Origin of the sequence: Chitinophaga sp. NPDC101104, from assembly GCF_050277495.1 — a bacterium.
Taxonomy (GTDB): Bacteria; Bacteroidota; Bacteroidia; order Chitinophagales; family Chitinophagaceae; genus Chitinophaga.
Genome location: NZ_JBNNSF010000002.1, coordinates 444,765 through 468,544 on the forward strand (window position 1 = coordinate 444,765; position 23,780 = coordinate 468,544).

The window sequence follows — 23,780 nt, forward strand, 5'->3', positions numbered from 1 at the left end:
TCAGTTTTTTTGCGTATCCAGGAAACGCGTGAGATCGGAAATGCTGCGAATGCCCATCTTCCGGGCCGCTTCTTCCCGCATCATAAGTGCGTATGCGTTGTTGAAACCGATGGGCTGCAGCCATTGCAGCCCATATTTGTGATCGAACTGCCGGCGCACGAAATTATACGCGCTGTCTTTATGCCGGAGATTATCGGTCAGGGGTTCCTGCAAAATGACGAGCAGGCCCGTGCCGGTATATTCAGGATAGAAGTCGATCTGGTCGTTCGTCAATGCATCAAAACAAATTTTCGTGCCACCCAGTCCGGTTTTCGAAGAAATTGACAATTCCGTGTTCCCTTCCACCAGGATTTTATACATTTCACAAAGGATGTATTGCTCCGTAAATATCTTCGACCCCATCCGCACCACGCCCTTTTTTCCGTTCCGCGAGGGTTTGAAAAGACCTTCCTTTTCCAGGAAACCGCGCGCCACCGCGGCCGGGCTTTCCTTCAAAAAATCGACGCGGTAATTCAGGTAGGTCATCACCGAATCGTTGATCCGCCCGGCAAGGAGACCGAGCGCAGGCCCCAGCTCGGGAAACCGCTCCAGGGCATCTTTCCGCACCACCGGCGCGGCGTGGTAGGGTGGGAAGATGAGCTTGTCGTCGTCGAGGGTGACGAGATGGAACGCCCGGATGCGCCCGTCGGTACTGTATCCGCTCACCACATCCAGTTTTTCTTCGTGCAGGGCCTGGTACATGACGGCATCGTTGATGACCACTGTCGGGATTTTCAGTCCATACACCCGTTTCAAGCCCAGCCATCCATCTTCCCGCCCCATGAACTCCGGCGTGAAACCCGCGAGCAGTTTGCCTTTGGCGGCAGGCGTCATGGCGGAAACCGCAAACACGATCAATGCCGCCGCGCCCGCCCATCGGAAGTGCCGCATGCTTAATTTCTGTGCGCACGACAGCAGGAAATCGAAAAGGATCGCCAGCAAAGCCGCCGGGATGGCGCCTGCCAGGATCATGTTCGTATTGTTCAGTGCGATGCCGCCGAAGATGAATTCGCCCAGTCCGCCGGCCGCGATGTACGCTGCCAGCGTAGCCACGCCCACATTGATGACGGCGGCGGTGCGGATGCCCGCGAGGATCACGGGCATGGCGAGCGGCAGTTCCGCTTTGAACAACACCTGGCTGCGCGTCATCCCCATGGCCACGGCGGCTTCGCGCACGGTAGCGTCTACGCCGCGGATACCGGTGTAAGTATTGCGGATGATGGGAAGCAAGGCGTAGAGGAACAATGCGAAGATCGCCGGTTTGGGGCCAATGCCCAGCAAGGGAATGAGAAAACCCAGCAGCGCAATGCTCGGAATGGTCTGCATCACGCCCGCAAAACCGAGCGTAACGCCCGCCAGCTTTTGCCTCCGCGCGATGAGGATGCCCAAAGGCACGCCGGCCAATATGGCCAGCGCTACCGATAACAGCGTGAGGTGAATGTGCGTCAGTGTTTGTTCCAGCAGCTTGCCCGACTGGCTTTCGAGGAATTGGAGGAATGCTTTCATGACGCATCGGTTTGGCCGTGAAGGAATGCCGCCACGAAATCGTTCGCGGGGTTTTGCTGCAATTCGTCGGGCGTGCCCATCTGGATGATCCGGCCTTTGTCCATGATGCCGATATGATCGCCCAGCTCGAGCGCATCGCGGATGTCGTGGGTTACCATCACCACCGTTTTGCTTTTGAATTCGTCCAGCTCCAGGAACTCCTGTCGGATGCGGGTGCGGGTGACGGGATCGAGGGCGCCGAAGGGCTCGTCCATGAGCAAAACCGGCGGATCGGCCGCCAGCGCGCGCGCCAGGCCCACACGCTGCTGTTGCCCGCCGCTGAGCTGGTTGGGATATTGGTGGGCGTGCGCGTCCCAGGAAAGGCCGAGCTGCTGGAGCAGGTCTTCGGTGCGGCGGCGGATGCGGGGCTTGTCCCAATGCAACAAACGCGGCACGATGGCGATGTTTTCGGCGACGGTGTAATGGGGGAACAGCCCGTATTGCTGCATCACGTATCCCATTTGCCTGCGGAGGATCTCCGGGCGGAAGGTGCGCGTGTCCTGCCCGCGGAAAAGTACCGTCCCGCCGTCGGGGTTGATGAGGCGGTTGAGCATCCGGAGGGTAGTGGTTTTGCCGCTGCCGCTGGTGCCCAGCAGCATGAGGCGCCCGCCTTCCGGCACGCGGAAGGAAACGCCCTCCACCGCCACGCGGCCGTCGAAGGATTTGTTAAGTTGGCTGGCTTCAATCATGGCTCGATAGACATGAACAGGTTATTGAGCGATTCCGAGAACGTCGGATGGGCGAAAACGCCGTCCCGCAGCTGGTCGTAGCGGAGCCCGCCCATCATGGCCATCTGCACTACAGACATGATCTCGCCGCCCGCCACGCTGAGGATGGCGGCGCCGAGTATCAGGCCGGAATCCTTGTCCACCACGGCTTTCATCAAGCCCCGCGTATCTCCCGATTCCACGCCGCGCGCCACTTTCGTCATGGGGATTTTTGCGACGAGCACGTTCTTCCCCTGTTCCCGTGCTTCGTGCTCGGTAAGCCCGATGCGGCCGAGCTCGGGATCGGTGAACATGCAGTAAGGTACGGGCCGGTCCCGGATCGTTCGTTGTTGCTGTTCGAGTATGTTTTTGGAAATGATGATGTAATCGTTGTAAGAGATGTGCGTGAACGCCGGTCCGCCTTTCACATCGCCCATGGCGTAAATGCCGGGCACGCCGGTCTCCAGTTTTTCGTTGACGGGGATGATGCCGTTGCCGGTGGTGCGGAGGCCGGTTTTGTCCAGCCCCAGGTCGCCGGTGTTGGGCGTCCGCCCGGCGGCGATGAGCAAATGGCTGCAGGTCAATTGTCGTCCGTTCAGTTCCAGCAATATCTGGTCGTTGGAGGTTGAAACTTTCTGCAGTTCGGCGCCGCAGCAGATAGTGATGCCGTCTTCTTCGAAGATTTTATGGATTTCGGCTGCTACGTCTTCGTCTTCTTTCCCGAGGATGCGGGTGTTCTTTTCCAGCAGGGTCACCTGGGCGCCGAAGCGCCGGAACATTTGTCCCATTTCCATGGCCACATACCCTGCGCCGAGGATGCAAAGATGTTTGGGCGTTTCCGTGAGGTCGAGGATGGTGGTGGAAGTGAGATAAGGCACGGTGTCGAGGCCTTCGATGTCCGGAATGCCGGGGCGGGCGCCGGTATTGATGAAAATATTATCGGCCTGGAGGGTTTCCCCGTTCACTTCGATGGTTTTCATACCGGAAAAAACGGCTTGTCCTCCGATGTAATCGAGATTTTTGGTAGATCCGACGGATTTGGTGAGCCCATCCACCGCCTGGTCTACGATCTCGTCCTTTCGCGCCTTTACTTTGCGGAGATCGATCTGCGAAAGCCCGGAAGGGATGCCGAAGCGTTGGGCGCGCCCGGCCATATACGCTTCCCTGGCCGCCCCGATCATGGTTTTGGTGGGTGTGCAGCCGTCGTTCACACAGGTGCCCCCGATCTTGCGCCGCTCCACCAGGGCAGTGCGCCAGCCGGCTTTGGCCAGCTTCCGCGCCAGGGGCGTTCCCGCCTGGCCGGCCCCGATAATGATGGCATCATATTTCTTCATCCGGAAAGGGTTTTGCTGGCGCTAAAGCTACTATAACAAGCCGCGCCGGTACAATGTTCGGATCGTGGATTCAGGGGGACGTGTCCAAAAACCGTTCCGTCCTGACCCATATCAGTTTACGGCTGACCCGCATCATTCCACAAATATTTGGCCGATCCTACATTTGCGTGATAGAATTGACAGCAACATACTACCCGCTTCATACGAAAAGCATAACCGCCGCTGCATGGGAGGTGGTTATGTTCCCCAAAAAATGGAGAACGCCCGGGCACCAGGTTAAGGAAAGTAATGGTGATTCATAAAAGGTAAAATCAAAAATACGGTTGTTCCGGGCGCTCTTTGTCATTCATTCGCAAAAACTCCCAAAAATGCCCGCTAATGGAAGGCAATGTCTTCCAATCTCCCGGGTTCGAGCAGTGTGATGAAAGGCCCTTTGATGGCGATCAGTTTCTCCTGCTTGAATTCGCCGAGGGTACGGATCAGCGATTCCGTTGCCGTACCGGCGAGCGATGCCAGCTCATCCCTGGCGATGTTGACCTTATACTGGCCAGTGCCCTGGTGATATTTGTTCCGCAGATGCACCAACGCGCTGGCCACTTTTTTGCGCAGGGTGTCATACGCGATCCCGACCAGCCGGTTTTCCTTTTCCGTGAGGTTCCTGGCCAGCATTTTCACGAATTTCTGGAAGATCAATGGTACGCGCCCCAGCATTTCCTCCGCATCCTTCCGCGGGATGAGGGCCAGCTCGGTTTCGTCCATCGCCAGGGCCGTGGCTTTGTAGCGTTCTTCCTCCAGCAGCGCGATGTACCCGAAGAAATCGCCGGTATTGTACAGGCTGATCAGCAGATCTTTCCCGTCTTCATGCGTTTTCACGGTTTTCACTTTCCCGGAAATGATGTAAAACATGTACCGCGGCGTTTCGCCTTCGCGGTAGATCACTTCATGGGGTGCGAGGCGGACGGTATTGCGGTCGGTAATGAAGGCGCGGACCACGTTACGGAAATCGTTTTCGTCGGACGGATCGATGGCGGCGGCGTTTTGGAGGAGAAGATGCCGTTTCTCGAGGCGGACGGCCACGGTTTGGAGCAGCCCGGCGCCGGAAAACGGGCGGACCATCACATCGTCCGCTCCCAGTTGCATCGCTTCGCGGTACCGGCGCGGGTCCCAGTCGTTCATGAGGAGGATGGCGGGCACCAGTTGCAAGGGGCCTTCCTGTTGCATGACGTGGAGCATCCCCAGGCCGTCGACCCCCTTGATGTCCATATCGCAGATCACGAGATCGGGCGGAGATCTGCGCATCCTGAGTATGCCGTCCTGCCCGTCGGCCGCTGCTTCCACGGCGTATCCCGCCGTTTCCAGCAACGGCGCCAGGCTACTGCGCTTGCGGTCTTTTTTTTCGACGAGGAGAATGGTTTGCATGCTGTATAAACAAAGCCCTTTACGCATTTGTTGGCCGTGCCGATTTGATGCCTTCCCCTGAATTGAATAAATTGAGGAAGCAAAACCCACGATTATGATGACCGTATCGGAAGCTTACAACGCCATGCTGCGCACAGCCGCTGGTTTCGGCGTCACCACCGTTTTGCTCGAAGCGGCGGAAGGCCGCGTGCTGCGCGAAACGGTGCATGCAGACAGGCCTCTCCCGCCATACGACCGCGTCACGGTCAACGGCCTCGCCATTGCATTTGAAAGTTATGCGCGCGGACAACGCGTTTTCGGTTCCGGGGGCATCCAGGCCGCAGGCATGCCGCGCCTGCAATTGGCCAACCTGGCAGACGGGATGGAGGTGATGCGCGGATCGGTACTGCCCGACCTCACAGACACCATCGTTCCGTTCGATCAGCTGGAAGTTGCCGAGCATGAGGGGTTCCGCAGGTTCACCGTGCTGGGGAACGTTCAGCCCGGCCATCACATCCACCGCAAAGGAGCGGATGCACATGCCGGAAAACCGCTCCTGGAGCCGGGCGTACGCATTGGCCCGGCGGAAATCGGCGTGCTGGCGGGAACGGGGAAAGCCGAAGTGAAAGTCAGCGCCCTGCCTAAAGTGCTGCTCGTGGCCACGGGGAACGAACTGGTGGAAGTGCGCGAAACTCCGGAACCGCACCAGGTCCGCATGTCGAATGTTTACAGCCTGGCGGCGGGTTTGCGGGAAATGGGGATCCCTGCCGATATCGTTCACCTGGCAGACGAAAAGCCGCGCATGGCCGAAGAATTGCTCCCATTGCTCCATAGATGCGATGTATTGATCTGTACCGGCGCCGTGGGCGACGGGCGCTTCAACCATCTTCCCGAAGTGCTCGCCGAAGCCGGCATGGAGAAGATCGTGGATGGCGTAGCGCAGAAGCCGGGGAAGAAAATCCTCTTCGGCAGGATGCCCGGCGGCCCGGTCGTGTTTGCCCTGCCGGGGAACCCGCAGTCGGTCATGACCAACTATGCCCGCTACATCCGGCCGTGGCTGGAAGTTTGCCTGGGCTTGCCCGACCGCAGGCCCGTGCTGGCGAAACTCTCCGAAACACTGACGTTCGCCCGGCCGTTGGAATACTTCATCCCCGTCAAATTATACGTTTCCGGAGACGCGGTTTTGCAGGCGCTGCCCATTCCGCACCAGGGCTCGGGCGACCTTTCCGCGCTGGCGCTGGCCGACGGATTCATGGCCCTTCCATCGGCTTCAAACGTTTTCGAAGCGGGAAACGCCTTCCCGGTTTGGATTTTCAGGCAGAATTCCCCATTTTGATCGCCGCTTAAAATTCCACTTTCATGCCGATGGAACAAACCATGCGCTGGTTCGGGCCCAAAGACCCCGTTTCCCTGCGCGATATCCGACAGGCCGGCTGCACCGGCGTTGTAACTGCCCTTCACCACATCCCCGTTGGCGAAACCTGGACAATTGAAGAAATCGAAAAAAGAAAATCGCTCATCGAAGCCGAAGGCATGCGCTGGTCGGTCGTGGAAAGCCTCCCCGTGCATGAAGACATCAAAAAATCCAGCGGCGATTTTCAGGGCCACATCCAACGGTATAAAGAAAGCCTGGAAAACCTCGCCCGGTGCGGCGTGTCGACGGTTACGTACAATTTCATGCCGGTGATGGACTGGATGCGCACCAACGTGAGCTACGAACTTCCCAACGGCGCGCGTGCCCTGTATTACGACCGCGCCGCGTTCATCGCGTTCGATCTTTTCCTGCTGAACCGCCCCGGTGCGAAAGCGGATTATTCGGCCGAAGAAATCCTGTCCGCCGAAAAAAAATTACAATCCCTCAAGCCGCAGCAACGCGAGACCCTCTTTCACAACGCGCTCCTGGGCCTGCCCGGCAGCGACGACCGTTTTACCCGCGAAGGTGTTCTCCGCGCGCTGGCCGAATATGATCACATTGATGCGGCGAAGCTGCGGGAGCACTTGTTTTACTTCCTCCGTCAGGTGGCGCCGGTGGCGGAAGCAAACGGCATCCGCCTGGCCATTCATCCGGACGATCCGCCGTATCCCTTGCTGGGCCTGCCGCGCATCGTGAGCACGGAAGCGGATCTGGCGGCTATTTTGCATGCATCGCCCGAAAGGGCCAACGGCATCTGTTTCTGTACCGGCTCGCTGGGCGTGCGGCCGGAGAACGATCTGGCGGGGATCGTAGAGCGGCTGGGGGACCGTATCCATTTCATCCACCTGCGCAACATCCGCCGCCTGGCGGGGGGCGATTTTTACGAAGCCGATCATCTCGATGGGGATGTAGACATGTATGCCGTGGTGCACGCCCTCACGCAATCGATGCGGCGGCGCAATGTTTCGCTGCCCATGCGGCCCGATCACGGCCACCAGATGCTGGACGATCTGGCGAAGCAAACCTATCCCGGGTACAGCGGCATCGGGCGGTTGAAAGGGCTTGCGGAACTGAGGGGGCTTGAAATGGGGATTTTGCGGAGTTGAAAATTCCCTATCTTTGCCGGGCATTCTCCTTCACAATCTGCATTGAAATTTATTGTCTAATCATCTGTTGCGCCGTTTGGCTACCGGCCACGCAGCACAACCGTCTATTCGAATCCCGGTTTGAAACGTTCGACTTATTTATCGCTGATTCTCATTTTGGGCAGCCTTACCGCGCTGGGCCCTTTTACGATCGACATGTACCTGCCCGGCTTCCCCGCCATCGCGGAAGATCTGGGGGTGGATGTGGAAAGGGTGGGACTGACATTATCCAGTTATTTCATCGGCATCTGCGCCGGACAATTGCTGTATGGCCCGCTGCTGGACCGCTTCGGGCGGAAGAACCCCCTGTACATAGGGCTGCTGCTCTATATCGCTGCATCGGTAGGCTGCGCATTCGCCACTTCGCTGGACGGCCTCGTGTGGCTGCGGTTCTTCCAGGCGGTGGGTTCCTGTGCGGCTACGGTGGCGGCTATGGCCATGGTGCGGGATCTGTTCCCCGTTCATGAAAACGCGAAAGTGTTTGCGCTGCTGATGCTGGTGGTGGGCGCGTCTCCCATGGTGGCGCCTACCGTCGGCGGATATGTGACCAGCGCCATCGGCTGGCATTCGGTGTTTACGATACTCGCCGTGATGGGGGCGCTCATGCTGCTGGCGTGCATTTTTTGGCTGCCAGACAGCTTCCGGCCGGATACTTCGCTGTCGCTCAAGCCGGCGCCCATTATCCGCAATTTCTGGTCGGTGTGGAAAGAACCGCAATTCTATACTTATGCGCTCACCGGTGCCGTGTCGTTTTCCGCGTTGTTCACCTACGTTTCCGGTTCGCCGAAAGTTTTCATGCAGGTTTTCCAATTGTCGGATAAAGCATATGGATGGGTGTTTGCTGCGCTGAGCGTGGGTTTCATCGGTTCCAGCCAGGTTAATACCCTGGTGTTGAAACGCTACAGCAGCGAACAGATCTTACCCGTGGCGCTGTCTGTAATGAGCGTGGCTGCGCTGGTGTTTGTGTGGGGATCGGGTGCGGGATGGCTGGGTTTGTGGGGTACGATCGGCACGTTGGCCGTACTGCTTTGCTGCCTGGGTTTCGTGAACCCCAACACCGCCGCACTTTCGCTGGCGCCGTTCGCGCGCAACGCAGGAACGGCTTCCGCGCTCATGGGCGCGCTGCAAATGGGCGCAGGCGCACTGGCTTCGGTGTTCGTGAGCCTTTTCAAGGAAAATACCGCATTCCCCATGGCCGCCTGCATGGCGGTGGCTGCTTTGCTATCGCTGTTGATACTGGCCGTTGGGCGGACGGTCATCGCTTCGCGGAAAACGGCGCAATCCTGACGGGCGCCGTTTTGAGGGATTTGTATTACTTTCGGAAAAAATCCAACCCCTCATGCCAGAAAACCTTAGCGTCATACTCACAGGCGCCACCGGAATGGTCGGAGAGGGCGTTCTTCTGGAATGCCTGCAAAACCCGAATGTCGAGAAGGTATTGATTATCAATCGCAGACCGTCGGGGTACAGCCATCCCAAACTGAAGGAGATCCTCCATGAGAATTTTTTCAACGTCAAATCCATCGCCGATCAGTTTGCCGGCTACAACGCCTGTTTCTTCTGCCTCGGCGTTTCATCCGTCGGGAAAAGCGAACCGGAATATTACCGGCAGACATATGTGCTCACGATGCACGTGGCCGAAGCGATGGCCGCCGTTAACCCCGATATCGCGTTTTGCTATGTGTCCGGCTCCGGGACGGACGGTTCCGAACATGGCCGCGTCATGTGGGCGCGGGTAAAGGGCAAAACGGAGAACGACCTCATGAAACTCCCTTTCCGCGCGGTTTTCGCGTTTCGGCCAGGATTACTGAAAGCAACGAAAGGACAAAAAAACCTCGTCACGATCTACAAATACCTCGGCTGGATGTTCCCTTTTTTCCGTTCCCTTTTCCCGGGCTTCGCCAGCACGTTGCAGGAGCTGGGAAAGGCCATGATCGAAGTTGCCCGCAACGGCTATTCATCCAAGGTCATCGAAGTGAGGGATATACACAAACTCGCCGCCAAACCCTGATCACCAAGCCTCCTGCGTCAACTGGCGGTTGGCGTTGGTACCCGCCAGATGTCCGCCCATGGCCGACATATACAATTGGTGAAGCCCTGCGTGCGTGAGGTCGCCGGCGGCAAAAACGCCCGGTACGGTGGTCTCGAACATCGGGCTGACGGTCACCACGCCGTCGGGGCTCATTTCGCAGCCCAGTTGTTCCGCCAGGGAATTATGGTACAAGAGTTTCTGCGGCCGGTAATACACTGCGCCGGTTTCCAGCACATCCCCGTTTTGCAGCGTGATCTTCACGCCTTCTCCGCTTTTCTCCAAACCCTTGATGGGGGTGGTGTTCAGCTTATATCCCTTCTCCACGAATTTTTCCGTCATTTCCGCGCTGATCCGGCTTTCGCCCTGGGTGAGGAAGGTGATGTCGCTGTGCCAGTTGGATAACGTCACGGCGTAATGTTCGGCCGCTTCGCCGTTGGCGATCACGCAAACCGGCAGCCGGCGCACTTCCCAGCCATGGCAATACGGGCAATGGATGACGCGGTTGCCCCAGAGTTCCTCCAGTCCGGGAATATCGTCCAGGTCGTCTTTCAAACCGGTGGCCAGCACGATTTTTTTTGCGAAATACCTGTCGCCGGCGCGCGTTTCCAGTAGGAATCCGCCGTCCGTTTTTGACGCCGTCGTAATGTACCCTTCCACCAGGTCTACCGTTTCATACGGCTGTAACTGTTCCCGGGCGATGCGGAGCAGCTCGGAAGGCGGGGTATTGTCGCGCGTGAAGAAATTATGGGCGTGGGCCGCAAAGCGGTTGCGCGGAGATCCGCCGTCTATCACGACGGTCTTGCGCAACGTCCGCCCCAATGTCAGCGCGGCGCTGAGGCCCGCAGACGATCCGCCTGCAATGGCGACTTCGTATTCCTGGATATTGTCATTTGAAACCATGTTGCAAAAATAGGGTTTCAGGAATACGGTCCATTGTGCTAATGCCGGTCAAAATTGTACTTTCCACGGATTAGCTGAGATGTTCTTTCCGGATGCCGAGTTTTTTCATTTTCGAATGAAGCGTGGTGGGAGGGATTTGCAGTAGTTCCGCCGCCCCACCTGCACCCCATACGCGGCCATTGCATTTTTTGAGGACGCTGAGGATGTGGTCGCGCTCGTTCTCATGGATCGTTTTCACCCGGCTGTCGGGCAGTATGCTCGTCGTGTTTTGAACGGGCTCGGCCGGCCTGGGGCCTTCTGGCAGCATGATTTCCTCGATGAGCGGCCCGCGGTTGAGCAGCATGCCGCGCTCGATCATGTGCTCCAGTTCGCGGATATTGCCCGGCCAGTGGTATTGCTGCAGTTGTGCCATCACTTTATCGGTGACGCCCTGGATGCGTTTGCCGGTTTTGCTGTTGAACAGGTCGATGAAATGCTGTACGAGCAGGGGAATGTCTTCGGCCCGGTCGCGCAGGCTGGGCAAGGTGAGCGGGAAAACGTTGAGGCGGTAATAGAGGTCGAGGCGGAATCTTCCTTCGGCTACTTCTTTTTCCAGGTTCCGGTTGGTGGCGGCGATGAAGCGCACGTTGATCTTGATGGGGGCGCGGCTCCCGAGGCGCTCTATTTCCCGTTCCTGCAGCACGCGCAGCAGTTTTGCCTGCAGTTCCACGGGCATTTCGCCGATCTCGTCGAGGAACACGGTGCCTTCGTGCGCCTGTTCGAACTTGCCGGTCCTGCGTTCCATCGCGCCGGTGAAGGCGCCTTTTTCATGGCCGAACAATTCCGATTCGATGAGGGTGGCGGGCAGCGCGGCGCAGTTCACTTTCACGAATGGCTTGTTGCGCCTGGGCGACAACTGATGGATGCAATCGGCGATCCTTTCCTTTCCGGTGCCGCTTTCTCCGAGGATGAGGATGGAAGTGTCTATCGGTGCGGCCTGGGAAAGGTGGTCGAACACTTTGAGCAGCAGGTGGCTGTTGCCGACGATGCCGTTGAAAACCTTTGCCGGCGGCGCTTTCCTCGCCGCGGGCGTGCCTTCGCGCTCGGGGGCGGCGCCTGCGCTGCTTTCCGCCAGTTCGGCCAGCAGGTCGCGCTGGCGCTGGCAGATCTCGGTATGCGGATGCTGGAACGCGTCGGGCAGTTTGCTGTAGAAATGGAGGATGCAGGTATGGCCGTTGTGTAAAGTGAACGGATATACGAAGGAAGATTGGAGGTGGAAGGATTTCGCGAGTTGTTGCATGAGGGGAACATTCCGCTGCTCCTGCGTGAAATCGGCGCCGTTGAACAATGCAGGGGTTTCCCAGGGCTGGGCGCTCAACATTTTGGCCAGCACATCGGCCGGCAGCCCGGTGATGTTCCCCAGCTCCGCGGCGCCCAGCTCCTGGTATTCGTTGAACCCGATCCGGCGATAGTCGCGCAAATGGCGCACCTCGCCGTTCTTCCGGAAACTGACGGACAGATATTCGAAGGGCACGTAAGGCTGCAGCGCGATGCCCGCCTGCAACAGCCGCTGTTCCGGCGTGCCGCCAAAGGACTGCAATTGCGCCAGTGCCTTCCGCAACGCCGTTTCCCGCCGCAAGTGCGATTCCAGGCTGTTTTCGTGCCGGAACCGGGCTATTTCCAGCGTAGCCAGCACATCGCGCTCGCGGAAGGGCTTCACGAGGAAGCCATATGGCTGCGTGGCTTTGGCGGCGGTGAGCACGTCCTGGCTGGAATTGGCGCTCAGGTAAATGAAGGCGATATGTTGCTCGCGCAGCTCGTGCGCCAGGTCGATGCCGGTTTGCCTGCCTTTGAGGAATATGTCCAGCAGCACGAGGTCGGGCTTGTCCTGCCGGATGAGCTCCTGCGCCTGCGGTACCGACCGCGCGATCCCGCAGACCCTGTATCCTGCTTTTTCCAGCATGAGCCGGAGGTCGTTGGCTTCGATAAATTGATCTTCCACGATCAGCACTTTTTCATTCATATGGCAATGTTTTCCTGTTAAACCGGTAGTAACGTGATTTATTGATGATTAACGGGACCGGCGGGGCGGTCGAGCAATTCCGGGCGGATGAAGTTTTCATCTTCGAACCATACCGAAATTTCCGCTCCGCCGCCTGCGACGTTCCGGATGTTGAAATGGCCGCCGAGGTCGTTGCTGAGCCCTTCCATAAGGCTCATTCCCAAAGACCGGCTTTGCCCCGGTTCGAAATCCGGCGGCAATCCCATCCCGTCGTCGGCGACCGTCAAGATGAAATGCCCTCCTGCCGACCGTTCGAACGTAATGTGGATATTGCCTTCGCGGTTGCCGGGGAAAGCGTATTTGATGGAATTGGTGATGGCTTCGTTGAGGATGAGCCCGATGGGAACGGCCTGCGAAACATCCAACTGGATGGGCGCTACGTTGATGCGAAAGCGAACGTTCCGGCCGGCGTCGAAGCAATCCATGAGGTAATCCACCAGCTCGTGGATGTAATGCGGCATGTTGATGACGCCCACATTGTCTGACTGGTACAGCTTTTTGTGGATGAGCGAAATCGCCTGCACGCGGTGCTGGCTGTCGCGGATGGCTACGAGCGCGGCATCGTTCTGCAGGAAGGCGCTTTGGCTGTTGAGCAGGCTCATGACGATCTGCAGGTTGTTCTTCACACGGTGGTGTATTTCCTTGAGTAGCCATTCCTTTTCGTGCAGCAGCTTTTCCAGCGAAGCGTTTTTCAGACCGATTTCCACCTGCTTTTCCTGCAGCGACTGGTTGTTTTTCTGCTTGAGGCGATAACCGTTGATGAGCAGTCCGATGATGGCGAGCAGCAGTACCGCGCCGCCGAAAGAAACGTTGCGCATGAGCCTTTCCTGTTCCAGTTTGCTTTGCTGGATTTCGGTGCGCTGGGTGAGCAGGGTGATGTCGTTTTGCTTCAGCTGAATGTCCTGGTCTTTGCGCTGCGCGTCCATCAGGCTTTGTTCCCGTTGGAGGATGGCCTGGTTAAGCTGTGATTTTTGCAGTAGCTCTTTCCGTGTGAGCAGCATGATATCCTGTTCGCGGAGGCGGATTTCCTGTTCCTGCAGCAGGAGCGACTGGTCTTTCTTTTCCGTTTCGTACTGGATTTGCAATTCGGATATCTGCCGGCTTTTGGCGACGTTGAACAGCGAATCGTTATAGTATTTATAGCGTTGGTATTGATCGATGGCCTGGCGGTACATGCCCATGGCGGAATCGCACTGGAAGAGCATGTAATACGCATTGTTGGTGAGGGATACGCTGGCGATGTCTGGCCGGTAGCTGAGGGCTTTGCGCAGGTGCTCCGAGGCGATGGTATATTTCTTCTGCCCGAGATAAAACTTGCCGACGTTGAGCTGCAGCCGGGTGTAGAGTTTATCGCCTACTCGGATATGGTCGATGTTACGGATAGACGACAGGTAATATTTTTCCGCTTCCGCCGTCTGTCCCATCGCGTTGTAACACTGTGCCAGCGCGGCTTCCATGAGGCGTTCGGGATAATAGCTCACGGGCGGATCATCTTTATATACCTGCTTTACAAATGCCAGGGCTTCGGCGGCGCTGCGGTGCTCGATCAGTAGTTCCGTGAGGGCGAGGGCGGCGTAATAGTCGTAATCCGGGCCGGTTCCATGTGCGTTGGCGACCGCTTTCCGATATGCGTCGATGCTGTTTTCGTATTGGACGAGATCGCGGTAGATCTCGCCCAGCCGGACGAGCAGTATGGTAGTTACAAGTTTATCGTTCTGTTGTTCTGCCTGCCGTAAACCCGTCATGGCATAGCGAAGCGCCGCTCCGAGGTCGCCGCGCATCTGGGCGAGGAGCGCGAGGTGGCGGTTGATTTTGTAAGTGGGGGCGCGATCGGTGTTGGCGTATTTATTGGCGAGGCCGAGCAGGAGCTTGCTGGCTTCTTCGGGCCGGCCGTCTTCCTGAAGGAAGCTGGCCGATTCCATGCCGGTTTTCAATTCATTTTCCATGTCGCCCGCCTGTGCGAACAGCTGGCTGGAATTGAGGTATGCTTCGGCGATATCACAGTATTGCGGGCGCTGGCGGCGGATGATGTTGCCGAAATGCATCCAGATCAGGGCCTTGTTGCGCGTATCGTGCGGGCGATCATATTTGGAAAGCGCGAGCAGGATGTATTTGCGGCCTTCCGGAACATCGCCCAGGAGGCATTGCGTCCTGGCCATTTCCTTCCAGGCCAGGATGCGCATGGTGTCGATGTTCAGCGAATCGGCGATTTTTATGGCGCTATGTATATAATTGACGGAAATGCTCAGCTGGGTAACGTCGAACGCCGGGAATCCGGACTGGTATTGCCTTCCCATGTCAATAAACTTGCGGAACCGTTGCGCGCCGGGCACGGTTTCCACGACCACCCGCCGCGAGGCCTCCATGACGTCTACTGCCGATAAAAAATCCCTGGCAGACTTTACCTGCTGCTGCTGACGCTCGGGGTCCCAGTTGGCGATGGCCATTTTTGCATACACACGGGCGCTGTCCGGCTCGTTGGTATGTATGAAGTGCCAACGGGCGAGCGTCATGCAGATATTTGCCTTCAGCGCACCTTGCAGGTGCGGCATGAAGATTTTTGCGCGCGCATGCCGGTTGCGATGGAGCTCGATCAGGGCGAGGGTGTAGTAGTTCCGGTGCTCCAGGTCGCGCTTGTTGAACTGGATACCAAGGCGGATGGAATTGCGGATGTGGGCTTCCGAGCTGTCTACGTCGCCGGGCGATTTGTCGCGCCGCATCAGGTACTGGTAACCCACGCGGTGGTAGATGATGTAATGCGCCTGGTCGGGAACGTCTGGCAGCATCGCAAGCGCATTGGTCAGCCGGTCTGCCTCGATGTAGGTCGTAGACATCGTCTGTGCGGCGTTTTCCAACACGGTCGTATTGCCGGTTTTCCGGGAAATGGCGATCGCTTTTTTGCCGTACATCACCGCAGTATCCAGGTCGTAGGCGTATTCACCCGGTTTGAAAGTATAATGATAACTGAGCCTGGCATAAACGCTGGCCTGCTGATCGTCGCTCAATGTTGCAACAACCTCCCGTGCGCGCCAGGGCGTTCCCATTTCTATCCAGAGGGTGGTCATGTTGAACAGGCTGGTAAGAAACTGTTCGTGATGGCCGATGCGCTGTGCCAGGATGCGCGCCTGGTCAAAGAAGTAGCCTGCGCTGTCGAGGTCGTTTTTCAGTTCGCCGGGCTTGAACAGGTATGCTTTCCCGGTTTCGTTGAGGAAGAAGGCTTTCATTGAATCGTTCTCCGCCTGGGCGATGGATGCCCGCAAGGCAGGGATGTTTTGCGCCGGAGCCCGGGATGTGATGATCAGCAGGCCGGCGATCAGCAGTCCTGTTTGTATGAAGTGGATATATGTACGGAATGGGCTCATGGCTGGAGGTCTCCTGGCTGATAGTTAAGTTCGGAAAGGGTGGATATGGTTTTGTGCGGTTGCAAATGTAATCGGGAAACCGGGAAGTAGGCTGCATTGCCGGGACTGGATTTTATTCCACCCGGTTTTTCCACGAAGTATTTACCGGCATCGATGAAGGCAGCCGCGCGCGGCGTATCGTTCGCCGGCCGGGCGATGGACGCGCGATGGTATGAAGCGTTTTGCGCAGCCGGATGCAGCGTCGCGAAAAGCAGGCTGAAAACCAGCGCGCCGGTTATAGGAAGCATCGTATGCAATTGAAGTGGTTTCATGGCCGGCAACCTCCGGTTTGACAGGGTGGAAAGCGTTGGGTCGACGGGATGGCGCCATGCATGTTTGATCCTGACTGCGGAAAGGCAGTTGCGGGGAGGACTGAACTCAGGCAAAGGGCGATCCAGGTGCGCAGCATGATGACATTTTAATAGGGGCTATTCATAAAACAGGCCAAAGCTACAGCAAACCTGGCGGGGCCGCGGTGCTCCCGGGGCGGGGAAGCTATGGCGGCGGGATGCCGGATTGATGGGTGATGATGTAGCATTGAAGGCCTGTCTGCTACGTTGGTCAAAGTACAACTTTATTTCGTAGGTAGGCACGCGAAACCACGAAATTTCGTGGCGTTTTAGGGTGGATGGATGAAGCCGCTTTCCATTGACGGGAGCCCCCGTTAACCGCGGGCAAAAGCGCCGCGGCCATGTGTGAAATGAAGGCGCGAAGGCGAAAGTCGAACAATGTGCGGGCCATACTGTTGTTTTATTGCGGAAGATCGGAAAGCGGGCCGGTCCGGCGAAAGCCGTCCGCACAGGCCCCGGAAAAGGTGACTATATTTCGTTGAAACCGGAACGCCACCACGATATTTCGATCCGCGGGCGCAGCGATTCGTGCCCAAACGCTTGCTGGACAAGGGGCAGGCGATATGGCACCGCATTTGGCACGTCTCCCAAAACACGCTATATGAAAACTATCGTTTTTCTGACCGGTTGCTTCGTCCATCATTCCTGCTGGGACAAATGGAAAGCTTATTTCGAGAAAGCCGGTTACCAGTGCATCGTGCCGCCGTGGCCCCATAAATCGGAGCAGCCTGCTACGCTGCGTGCCCGTCAGCCCGACCCCGCCATCGGTTCCATCCGGCTGGCCGATTTAAAAAACTATTTCAGCGACATCATTTCCCGGTTGCCGGAAAAGCCTATCCTGATCGGCCATTCGTTCGGCGGGCTCCTCGTTCAGCTCATGCTCCAGCGCGATATCGCAGCGGCGGGCGTGGCGATCCATTCCGTGCCGCCGGCGGGTGTTTTGACGTTGTCCCCTGCCTTTTTCCGGTCTACCTGGGGGCCGCTGGGCTTCTTCACACCGGTTTCCAAAACCTTCCTCATGTCGTTCCCCCAGTGGCAGTTTTCTTTTACGAACGGGTTGCCGCTCAAGGAGCAGCAGGCGACGTACGACCAACTCGTGATCCCCGAATCCAAGCACGTATCGCGCGATGCTTTGGGTAAAGAAGGGAAGATCGATTTCAGCAAACCCCACGTGCCGCTGCTTTTCGTGGCGGGCGAAAAAGACCAGATCATGCCGGCTTCGCTGAACCATACCAATTTCAAAAAGTACGGTAAAAGCGAAGGTGTCCTGGAATACAAGCTGTTTCCCGGCAAAACGCACTCCGTGCTGGGCCAAAGCGGGTGGCAGGAAAATGCGGCATACATCCACGGCTGGCTGAAGGAAAATGTATAATTTCGCGCCGGGCCGCCATGGCGGTGCCGCCGCACTTTATGGTCAACAGCGAAACAAGAAGGGTTGGGCGATGGAAATCGTTCGTGTATGCGTTCAGGGAAGCGTTCAATGTCTTGCAGGCGAACGATCCTCTGCGGATGGCGGGTGCCACGGCGTTTTTTACGACGTTCGCGCTTCCTGCCATCCTCATCATCATTATCCAGGCGCTGCGCCTGCTGTTCGAACCGCGGCTGATCTCCCGGCAGCTGTTCGGTGAGCTGCGCGAAGTGATCGGCCCGGAAGCGACGCACGAAGTAGTGGAGACCCTCCAGGCGTTCCGGGGGATTGCGCAGAACTGGCTGATCGCGGGGATTGGGTTCGTTTTCCTCTTATTCGTGGCTACGACGCTGCTCAAGGTGATGACGAGCTCCGTGAACCAGTTGTGGAGCATCCGGCCGGTGGTCCGGGGCAATTTCCGGCAGATCATGGTGTCGCGGCTGAAAGGCGTGGCGCTCATTCTATGCACCGGGGTGCTGTTCGTACTGGGGATCGTGGGCGATTCGGCCTCGGCCTTTATCGGCGAATATCTCCTGCGCTACTGGCCGGATGTGGGCATGTATTACAACAGCGCGTTGCAGTACCTGCTGTCTGTCCTCTCCGCCACGCTTTGGTTCGCGCTCGTTTTCTACCTGCTGCCGGATGGCAGGGTGAACGGGAAAGTACTGCTGACGGGCGCTTTCGTGACGGCGATCCTCTTCAATATCGGGAAGCTCGTGCTGCGCTGGCTGTTGACGTACAGCAATATCAACAGCATTTACGGGGCGTCTGCCTCCACCGTATTATTGTTATTGTTTGTTTTCTACGTTTCGCTTATCTTTTACTATGGAGCTGCGTTTGCCAACGTTTGGGCCGAAGCCATGGGCCGGCCTATCCAGCCCCGGAAGTATGCCATCAGGTACCAATTGCAGGACTTGCAGCCGGAGTAGCCCGGGCCGACCTTGCCGGTATGGTTTTTCTTGTTTACTTTTACGGCTGAAATTCGTATACAAAATCACCCATGAAAACAGATTCCTTAGCGAATAAAGTGTATGTTGACCTCCGTCGTCAGATCCTATCCAACCAGCTCGTTCCGGGCATGCGCCTGAAGGAGGACGAGTGGGCGCGCAAAACGGCGGTGAGCCGGATGGCGGTGCGGGAGGCGCTGACGCGCCTGTTGGGAGAAAACCTCGTTGTTTTCGGTGAAAAGGGTGGATATTTCGTAAAGTCGATGACCCCGAAAGATATCAGGGAGATCCGCGAGCTGCGGGAGCTCCTGGAACTGGGGGCGCTCCGCCTCCTGGCGCAAAAGCCCAACGCGGCTTTGCTGGATACGCTCGATAAAATCTGCGAGGATTTTACCGCCATGGTGGAAAAGGGATATCTCGGCGGCGCCTGCGATGCCGACATGAAGTTCCACGAAACCCTCATTTCCGGGGCTTGTAATGCCAAGCTGATGGAGCTGTATCAATTCAGTAATATCCCGCTTTTCCATATGAAACTGGGGAAAATGCTGATGGACGATTATGCGCAGACGGACCGGGAGCACCGCCAGATCGTGAATGCGCTCCGGAAGCAAGACCTCAAGCTGGCGCAATCCACGCTGGTGAAGCACCTCGAAAGAGGGGAGGAGACGGCTTTGGGGCTGATTTGACGGAAACACCATATTATACATAGTAACTATATACTTGTTTAACCGATCATTAAATAGAAAATGGACTGAATGCGTCAGTCCATTTAGTATTTATAATAAATAATGCTTTTCTAATTAGTCCCGCTTAATTCCATCCTTATTTTCATTTACATTCTTGTAAAAAGAAATAGGTTGAATCATTCAACGTAATATACAATCTCAAAATTGTATTCATTCCTTTCACCAACCACAACTGCACTCATTCCATATTGGCCAGAATTTTTGACTGTTTCATTATGGATTATTGTAAAAATCGATTTAACCGTATACTCTTTTCCTTCTATTCCGATTTTATCATTTACACCAATTTCCCAATTATTAAACTCTTTGTTTTCTTTAAGAGAAATTTCTTTAAAAATCTCAAAATCGGTAAAAGAAGCTATCACAGCGCCTTTTGTATGCTGAATACGAATCTTTGCGAGTATGTTATTAGTTCCCATTTAATAAATATACAACATTTCCATATATAATTTATATATGATTAATATATAATACAATGGGGCTGTCAGGTAAAAAATCCTTTGGTGAGCATTGAAATATTTTAGCAAGTTCATTGAGATGGTTTAGGTTGTATTTGGCTTTATATTTAGGGTTCTCCACATCACCAATAAATCCTACAGAAACCTCAAACATACAGGCTAGTTCCTTTTGGGAGTAGCCTTTTTCTATTCTTTGTAAATTTCACTTTCTATCAAAGCGTTTCCGGCGGATGTGCGTTGTCAGTTTCACCTTTTTAAATTCGCAAGTGAAGTGGCTTTCGCGCGCGCTGGACAGGCGGTTTGAACCGGACACGAAAAATCGTTTACATTTTATGAATATAATTTGCTTACAGGATCGATATAGCCCGAAATTTTCTTCTTTTTTTATTTTTTTGTTTACGAAAGAAATTTATATTTGTAGACATCGTTTAAAATACGTGTACGTACCCGGAACTTGTTTCAAGGGAATAATTGCCGGAAAAATCATGTTATGAATCAGCAAGTACGTACCGGGTTTATTCGGATAAGACATTCGCCAGGATAACCACGTTTATATTACGTGTACGTACCCGGAGCAAAAAAGCGCAATGCGCCGGCATTATTTGCAGTAACTGCGTGTACGTACCCGGCCTTGGCGGATCGATCAGGGGATTACCATTAGCCAACATTCGAATTTTTAAAATACCACATGAGAAACGCTGCCGCGGGCGGACAGGGAAGGCTTTGCCCTTTTTCTTCCCCGGCAGTCCGAAACCAGCTAAGACTTCGCGCAGGGGCGCGACGCAACATTTTTTAATCGCATCATTTTATTAACCAAAGCATCATGAAAGGAAGACACCTTTACCTCTTTGGGTTACTCATCGCGCTCGCCGGCATCTGTTCCACCCGGCCCGCCTTTGCCCAGGATGCCCACGAAATCAAAGGGATCGTGGTAGACAGCATCGGTCAAACGCCGCTTCCCGGCGTTACCATCGTCGTAAAAGGCACCAGCAACGGCGCCGCTACCACACCCACCGGCGAATTCTCCATCCGCGCCGCCAACAACGCCGTTCTCGTAGTGTCCTACATCGGGTACGACAAGATCGAAGTGCCCGTAGGCGGACGGACCAACATCCGCATCACGCTTGCCCAGAGCAAAACAATGCTCAACGAAACCGTCGTGATCGGTTACGGCACCATGAAGAAAAGCTCCGTGACCGCAGCCGTCACCAAAGTCGAGAACACCATCCTCGACCAGGTGCCCGCAGGCCGCCCCGAAGCCGCCCTCGTTGGCCGCCTTGCCGGTGTGAACATCTCCCAAAACCGCGCCCAGCCCGGCCAGGCGCCCACAATCCGCATCCGCGGCGCCAGCTCCATCGACGCCGGCAACGAACCGCTCGTGGTGATCGACGGTGTACCCGGCGGCAACCTCGGCATGATCAACATGAACGATGTACAGTCGATCGAAGTACTGAAAGACGCATCCTCCGCCGCCATCTACGGCTCCCGCGCCGCCGGCGGTGTGATCATCGTTACCATGAAAAAAGGTTCCGCCGGTAAAACCCGCTTCAACTTCAACGGTTTCGCCGGTATTGCCAAAGCCCGCCTGCACGACGACTGGATGACCGGCCAGGAGTACTACGACTACGCCGTGAAATTCCAGAACCGCGAATGGCGCTGGGCCAATCCCAACGCCGATATCTCCATCCCCGTCTGGGGAGACGCCCGCCGCCCCGCCACCTACCAGGTGAGCCCCGTCCTGAACAACGGCGCCAACGTGATCTGGCAGGACGAAGTGATGCAGACCGCACCCATGCAGAGCTATAACATCTCCGCAAGCGGCGGCACCGAAAAAATGACGTATTACGTTTCCGGTACGTATAAAGACGAGATCGGAACGATGAAAAATACCTGGTTCAAAAGCTACGGCGTGCGCGCCAATGTAGACGTGAAAGCCAGCAAAGCCGTTTCCATCGGCTTCATGCTGAACCCTTCGTACAGCAAGCGCCGCATGACAGACCGCGTCATGAGCGATTTCGCCAAGATTCCCAGCTTCGTGGAAGTTCAGCGGCCCGACGGCACCTATCCCCGCCCTAAAGATTACTGGGGCGGCCCGGTTTCCAGTCAAACCAGCCCGTCCGCGATCCTCAACGGCACCTACAGCTACGGCGCCACCTTCTCCAATGTGGGCGAAGCCTACCTGAAAGTGGACCTGGCCAAAGGGCTTTCCCTCCGCTCATCCGTCGGTTCCACCATCGCTTACAACAATTCCGATTTCTTCCAGACCAGCTATGCGCTGTCCAACTTCCAGAACAGCGGGAACGACATCAGCACGTCCAACATCAACATGCTGAACGAAAACGTATTGAGCTACAACACTTCGTTCCGCGGCGGGCACGACCTGTCGGCCATCGCCGGCGCGTCGTACCAGAAGAACCGTTCCAAAGGATCGTATATGTATGCCGTACCGAATTCTTTCGTGAACGAAACGATCCACACGCTCAACAACGCCGTGATCGACCAAACCAAATCGTACACCGCGAACTCCGCCTGGGGCCTCGTTTCCTACTTCAGCCGCGTGCATTACGGGTATAAGGAGAAATACCTCCTGTCTGCATCCATCCGTACAGACGGCAGCTCCCGCTTCGGCGCCAACAACAAATGGGGCTACTTCCCCTCGGCTTCCGTGGCCTGGCGCATCAAGCAGGAAGATTTCATGAAAGACATCAACGTTGTCAGCGACCTGAAAGTGCGCGGCAGCTGGGGCATCACCGGTAACTTCAACATCGGCGACTTCCAGTACCTCGGCCAGATCAAGGATGCCATCTATTCGCCCAACAACACCCCGATCAAGGGGCAGGCGCAAAACAACTTCGAAAACAACGACCTCGGCTGGGAAAAAACCAAAGGCTGGGACGTGGGCATCGAATTGGGCCTGTTGAAAAACCGTATCCAGATCGTAGCCGATTACTACAGCAAACGTACCTACGACCTGCTGTACCAGGTAACCGTTCCCTCCACCACCGGCTTCGTGAGCGGCCTGAGCAATATCGGGGACGTGAGCAACAAGGGTTTCGAGATCGAACTGACGACCAAGAACATACTCAAACCGAATTTCACGTGGCAAACCAACTTTAACCTGGCGATGAACAAAAACCGGGTAGAAGATCTGGGTGGCGTGAATGAGCGCATCTCTACCGACGGCACCACGCAGATGTCGTGGATCCTGCGGGTAGGGGAGCCGATGTTCTCCTACTACGGCTACCGCACGATCGGCGTGTTCAACGACGCCGCTTCGCTCGGCAAATTTCCTTCGCTGGCGGGCACCAAACCCGGCAATCCCATCTTCGAAGACACCAACGGCGATGGCTTCATCACACCGGCCGACAAGCAGCTGCTCGGCAACTTCCAGCCGAAAGCCATCCTCGGTATGGTGAACAATTTCACGTATAGGAACTTCGACCTGAGCATCGCCATGCAGGCTTCCCTCGGCGCCAAAATGTTCACGTACGAAAACCAGTTCTACCAGGGCGCCCTGCTCGGTGCGATGCGCCGCTCCATCGTGACCAACCAGTGGTGGTCTACCTCCGAAACCGGAGACGGCAGAATGCCAGGGTCTGCGCTCAGCACGCTTACCCGCCAGTCTGGTTCCGACATTTATATCGAAGACGCGAGCTTCCTGGCCGTACGTAACATCAACCTGGGTTACACCCTGCCGGATGCGGCGTTCAAACGCCTCGGCATCAACTCGTTCCGCGCTTATCTCTCCGCCGGCAATCCTTTCATCTTCACGAAAAAAGGGTTCCACGGATATAATCCTGAAGGCAGCACCCTCGGCGAGATCAGCGGCGTGAACAGCCGCCCCGGTTACAACGCCGGTTCCGAGCCTATCAGCCGTGTGTACGCCATCGGATTCAACTTTAACTTCTAATCGCA

Annotated in this window: 18 protein-coding genes; 8 read left to right on the plus strand and 10 right to left on the minus strand. The window is 56.3% G+C overall.

The window, feature by feature from the left end:
* From ACQKLP_RS20450 to ACQKLP_RS20465, 4 genes are all read right to left on the minus strand, one after another.
* On the minus strand, positions 1-1,545 hold the full coding sequence (locus ACQKLP_RS20450) for an ABC transporter permease/substrate-binding protein (RefSeq protein WP_427324768.1): 1,545 nt from the start codon (positions 1,543-1,545) through the stop codon (positions 1-3).
* On the minus strand, positions 1,542-2,273 hold the full coding sequence (locus tag ACQKLP_RS20455) for an ABC transporter ATP-binding protein (RefSeq protein WP_427324769.1): 732 nt from the start codon (positions 2,271-2,273) through the stop codon (positions 1,542-1,544). The genes ACQKLP_RS20450 and ACQKLP_RS20455 overlap by 4 nt, the downstream gene beginning before the upstream one ends.
* Positions 2,270-3,625, minus strand: coding sequence for a mercuric reductase (locus tag ACQKLP_RS20460; protein WP_427324770.1), 1,356 nt, complete (start codon positions 3,623-3,625; stop codon positions 2,270-2,272). Before ACQKLP_RS20460 ends, ACQKLP_RS20455 begins: the two co-directional genes overlap by 4 nt.
* A gap of 375 nt (positions 3,626-4,000) precedes the next feature.
* On the minus strand, positions 4,001-5,044 hold the full coding sequence (locus ACQKLP_RS20465) for a cyclic nucleotide-binding domain-containing protein (RefSeq protein WP_427324772.1): 1,044 nt from the start codon (positions 5,042-5,044) through the stop codon (positions 4,001-4,003).
* A gap of 94 nt (positions 5,045-5,138) precedes the next feature.
* Between ACQKLP_RS20465 and ACQKLP_RS20470 the strand changes: the two genes are divergently transcribed.
* From ACQKLP_RS20470 to ACQKLP_RS20485, 4 genes are all read left to right on the plus strand, one after another.
* On the plus strand, positions 5,139-6,359 hold the full coding sequence (locus tag ACQKLP_RS20470; protein WP_427324773.1) for a molybdopterin molybdotransferase MoeA: 1,221 nt from the start codon (positions 5,139-5,141) through the stop codon (positions 6,357-6,359).
* A 23-nt stretch (positions 6,360-6,382) separates the two neighbouring features.
* Positions 6,383-7,543: a mannonate dehydratase gene (gene uxuA / locus ACQKLP_RS20475; RefSeq protein WP_427324774.1), complete on the plus strand. Its 1,161-nt coding sequence runs from the start codon at positions 6,383-6,385 to the stop codon at positions 7,541-7,543.
* A 120-nt stretch (positions 7,544-7,663) separates the two neighbouring features.
* Entirely contained in the window at positions 7,664-8,869 is a 1,206-nt protein-coding gene (locus ACQKLP_RS20480) for a multidrug effflux MFS transporter (protein ID WP_427324775.1), read from the plus strand.
* A gap of 52 nt (positions 8,870-8,921) precedes the next feature.
* Positions 8,922-9,593 carry an NAD-dependent epimerase/dehydratase family protein gene (locus ACQKLP_RS20485; protein WP_427324777.1) on the plus strand — a complete coding sequence of 224 codons (672 nt, stop codon included), beginning with the start codon at positions 8,922-8,924 and terminating at the stop codon, positions 9,591-9,593.
* On the opposite strand, the gene ACQKLP_RS20490 is transcribed toward ACQKLP_RS20485, so the two are convergent.
* The 4 genes from ACQKLP_RS20490 to ACQKLP_RS20505 form a co-directional block, all read right to left on the minus strand.
* Complete coding sequence (locus tag ACQKLP_RS20490) at positions 9,594-10,514, minus strand: NAD(P)/FAD-dependent oxidoreductase (RefSeq protein ID WP_427324778.1); 921 nt, start codon at positions 10,512-10,514, stop codon at positions 9,594-9,596.
* 70 nt (positions 10,515-10,584) lie between these two features.
* Positions 10,585-12,516 carry a sigma 54-interacting transcriptional regulator gene (locus ACQKLP_RS20495; RefSeq protein WP_427324779.1) on the minus strand — a complete coding sequence of 644 codons (1,932 nt, stop codon included), beginning with the start codon at positions 12,514-12,516 and terminating at the stop codon, positions 10,585-10,587.
* Between the two features lie 38 nt (positions 12,517-12,554).
* On the minus strand, positions 12,555-15,917 hold the full coding sequence (locus ACQKLP_RS20500) for a tetratricopeptide repeat-containing sensor histidine kinase (protein WP_427324780.1): 3,363 nt from the start codon (positions 15,915-15,917) through the stop codon (positions 12,555-12,557).
* The gene (locus ACQKLP_RS20505; protein WP_427324781.1) at positions 15,914-16,204 is read right to left on the minus strand and encodes a hypothetical protein; all 291 of its coding nucleotides are present in this window, start codon (positions 16,202-16,204) and stop codon (positions 15,914-15,916) included. Before ACQKLP_RS20505 ends, ACQKLP_RS20500 begins: the two co-directional genes overlap by 4 nt.
* A gap of 703 nt (positions 16,205-16,907) precedes the next feature.
* On the opposite strand from ACQKLP_RS20505, the gene ACQKLP_RS20510 reads away from it, so the two are divergent.
* The 3 genes from ACQKLP_RS20510 to ACQKLP_RS20520 all read left to right on the plus strand — a co-directional run bounded on the left by ACQKLP_RS20510 (position 16,908) and on the right by ACQKLP_RS20520 (position 19,347).
* A complete protein-coding gene (locus ACQKLP_RS20510; protein ID WP_427324782.1) occupies positions 16,908-17,678 on the plus strand; it encodes an alpha/beta hydrolase in 771 nt (256 codons plus the stop codon).
* A gap of 17 nt (positions 17,679-17,695) precedes the next feature.
* Positions 17,696-18,643, plus strand: coding sequence for a YihY/virulence factor BrkB family protein (locus tag ACQKLP_RS20515; protein WP_427324783.1), 948 nt, complete (start codon positions 17,696-17,698; stop codon positions 18,641-18,643).
* Between the two features lie 71 nt (positions 18,644-18,714).
* Positions 18,715-19,347: a GntR family transcriptional regulator gene (locus ACQKLP_RS20520; protein ID WP_427324784.1), complete on the plus strand. Its 633-nt coding sequence runs from the start codon at positions 18,715-18,717 to the stop codon at positions 19,345-19,347.
* A gap of 176 nt (positions 19,348-19,523) precedes the next feature.
* Here ACQKLP_RS20520 and ACQKLP_RS20525 read toward each other — a convergent pair whose 3' ends face one another.
* Both ACQKLP_RS20525 and ACQKLP_RS20530 read right to left on the minus strand, forming a co-directional pair.
* On the minus strand, positions 19,524-19,826 hold the full coding sequence (locus tag ACQKLP_RS20525; RefSeq protein ID WP_427324785.1) for a hypothetical protein: 303 nt from the start codon (positions 19,824-19,826) through the stop codon (positions 19,524-19,526).
* Positions 19,827-19,857: 31 nt separating this feature from the next.
* Entirely contained in the window at positions 19,858-20,055 is a 198-nt protein-coding gene (locus ACQKLP_RS20530; protein WP_427325065.1) for a helix-turn-helix domain-containing protein, read from the minus strand.
* 633 nt (positions 20,056-20,688) lie between these two features.
* Between ACQKLP_RS20530 and ACQKLP_RS20535 the strand changes: the two genes are divergently transcribed.
* Positions 20,689-23,775 carry a SusC/RagA family TonB-linked outer membrane protein gene (locus ACQKLP_RS20535; protein WP_427324786.1) on the plus strand — a complete coding sequence of 1,029 codons (3,087 nt, stop codon included), beginning with the start codon at positions 20,689-20,691 and terminating at the stop codon, positions 23,773-23,775.
* Positions 23,776-23,780 lie beyond the last annotated feature (5 nt).

Excerpts from the sequence above, each read along its gene's own strand:
- ACQKLP_RS20450 (WP_427324768.1), bottom strand. The coding sequence starts at position 1,545 with ATGAAAGCATTCCTCCAATTCCTCGAAAGCCAGTCGGGCAAGCTGCTG.
- ACQKLP_RS20455 (WP_427324769.1), bottom strand. The coding sequence starts at position 2,273 with ATGATTGAAGCCAGCCAACTTAACAAATCCTTCGACGGCCGCGTGGCG.
- ACQKLP_RS20460 (WP_427324770.1), bottom strand. The coding sequence starts at position 3,625 with ATGAAGAAATATGATGCCATCATTATCGGGGCCGGCCAGGCGGGAACG.
- ACQKLP_RS20465 (WP_427324772.1), bottom strand. The coding sequence starts at position 5,044 with ATGCAAACCATTCTCCTCGTCGAAAAAAAAGACCGCAAGCGCAGTAGC.
- ACQKLP_RS20470 (WP_427324773.1), top strand. The coding sequence starts at position 5,139 with ATGATGACCGTATCGGAAGCTTACAACGCCATGCTGCGCACAGCCGCT.
- uxuA (WP_427324774.1), top strand. The coding sequence starts at position 6,383 with ATGCCGATGGAACAAACCATGCGCTGGTTCGGGCCCAAAGACCCCGTT.
- ACQKLP_RS20485 (WP_427324777.1), top strand. The coding sequence starts at position 8,922 with ATGCCAGAAAACCTTAGCGTCATACTCACAGGCGCCACCGGAATGGTC.
- ACQKLP_RS20490 (WP_427324778.1), bottom strand. The coding sequence starts at position 10,514 with ATGGTTTCAAATGACAATATCCAGGAATACGAAGTCGCCATTGCAGGC.
- ACQKLP_RS20495 (WP_427324779.1), bottom strand. The coding sequence starts at position 12,516 with ATGAATGAAAAAGTGCTGATCGTGGAAGATCAATTTATCGAAGCCAAC.
- ACQKLP_RS20500 (WP_427324780.1), bottom strand. The coding sequence starts at position 15,917 with ATGAGCCCATTCCGTACATATATCCACTTCATACAAACAGGACTGCTG.
- ACQKLP_RS20505 (WP_427324781.1), bottom strand. The coding sequence starts at position 16,204 with ATGCTTCCTATAACCGGCGCGCTGGTTTTCAGCCTGCTTTTCGCGACG.
- ACQKLP_RS20510 (WP_427324782.1), top strand. The coding sequence starts at position 16,908 with ATGAAAACTATCGTTTTTCTGACCGGTTGCTTCGTCCATCATTCCTGC.
- ACQKLP_RS20515 (WP_427324783.1), top strand. The coding sequence starts at position 17,696 with ATGGCGGTGCCGCCGCACTTTATGGTCAACAGCGAAACAAGAAGGGTT.
- ACQKLP_RS20520 (WP_427324784.1), top strand. The coding sequence starts at position 18,715 with ATGAAAACAGATTCCTTAGCGAATAAAGTGTATGTTGACCTCCGTCGT.
- ACQKLP_RS20525 (WP_427324785.1), bottom strand. The coding sequence starts at position 19,826 with ATGGGAACTAATAACATACTCGCAAAGATTCGTATTCAGCATACAAAA.
- ACQKLP_RS20535 (WP_427324786.1), top strand. The coding sequence starts at position 20,689 with ATGAAAGGAAGACACCTTTACCTCTTTGGGTTACTCATCGCGCTCGCC.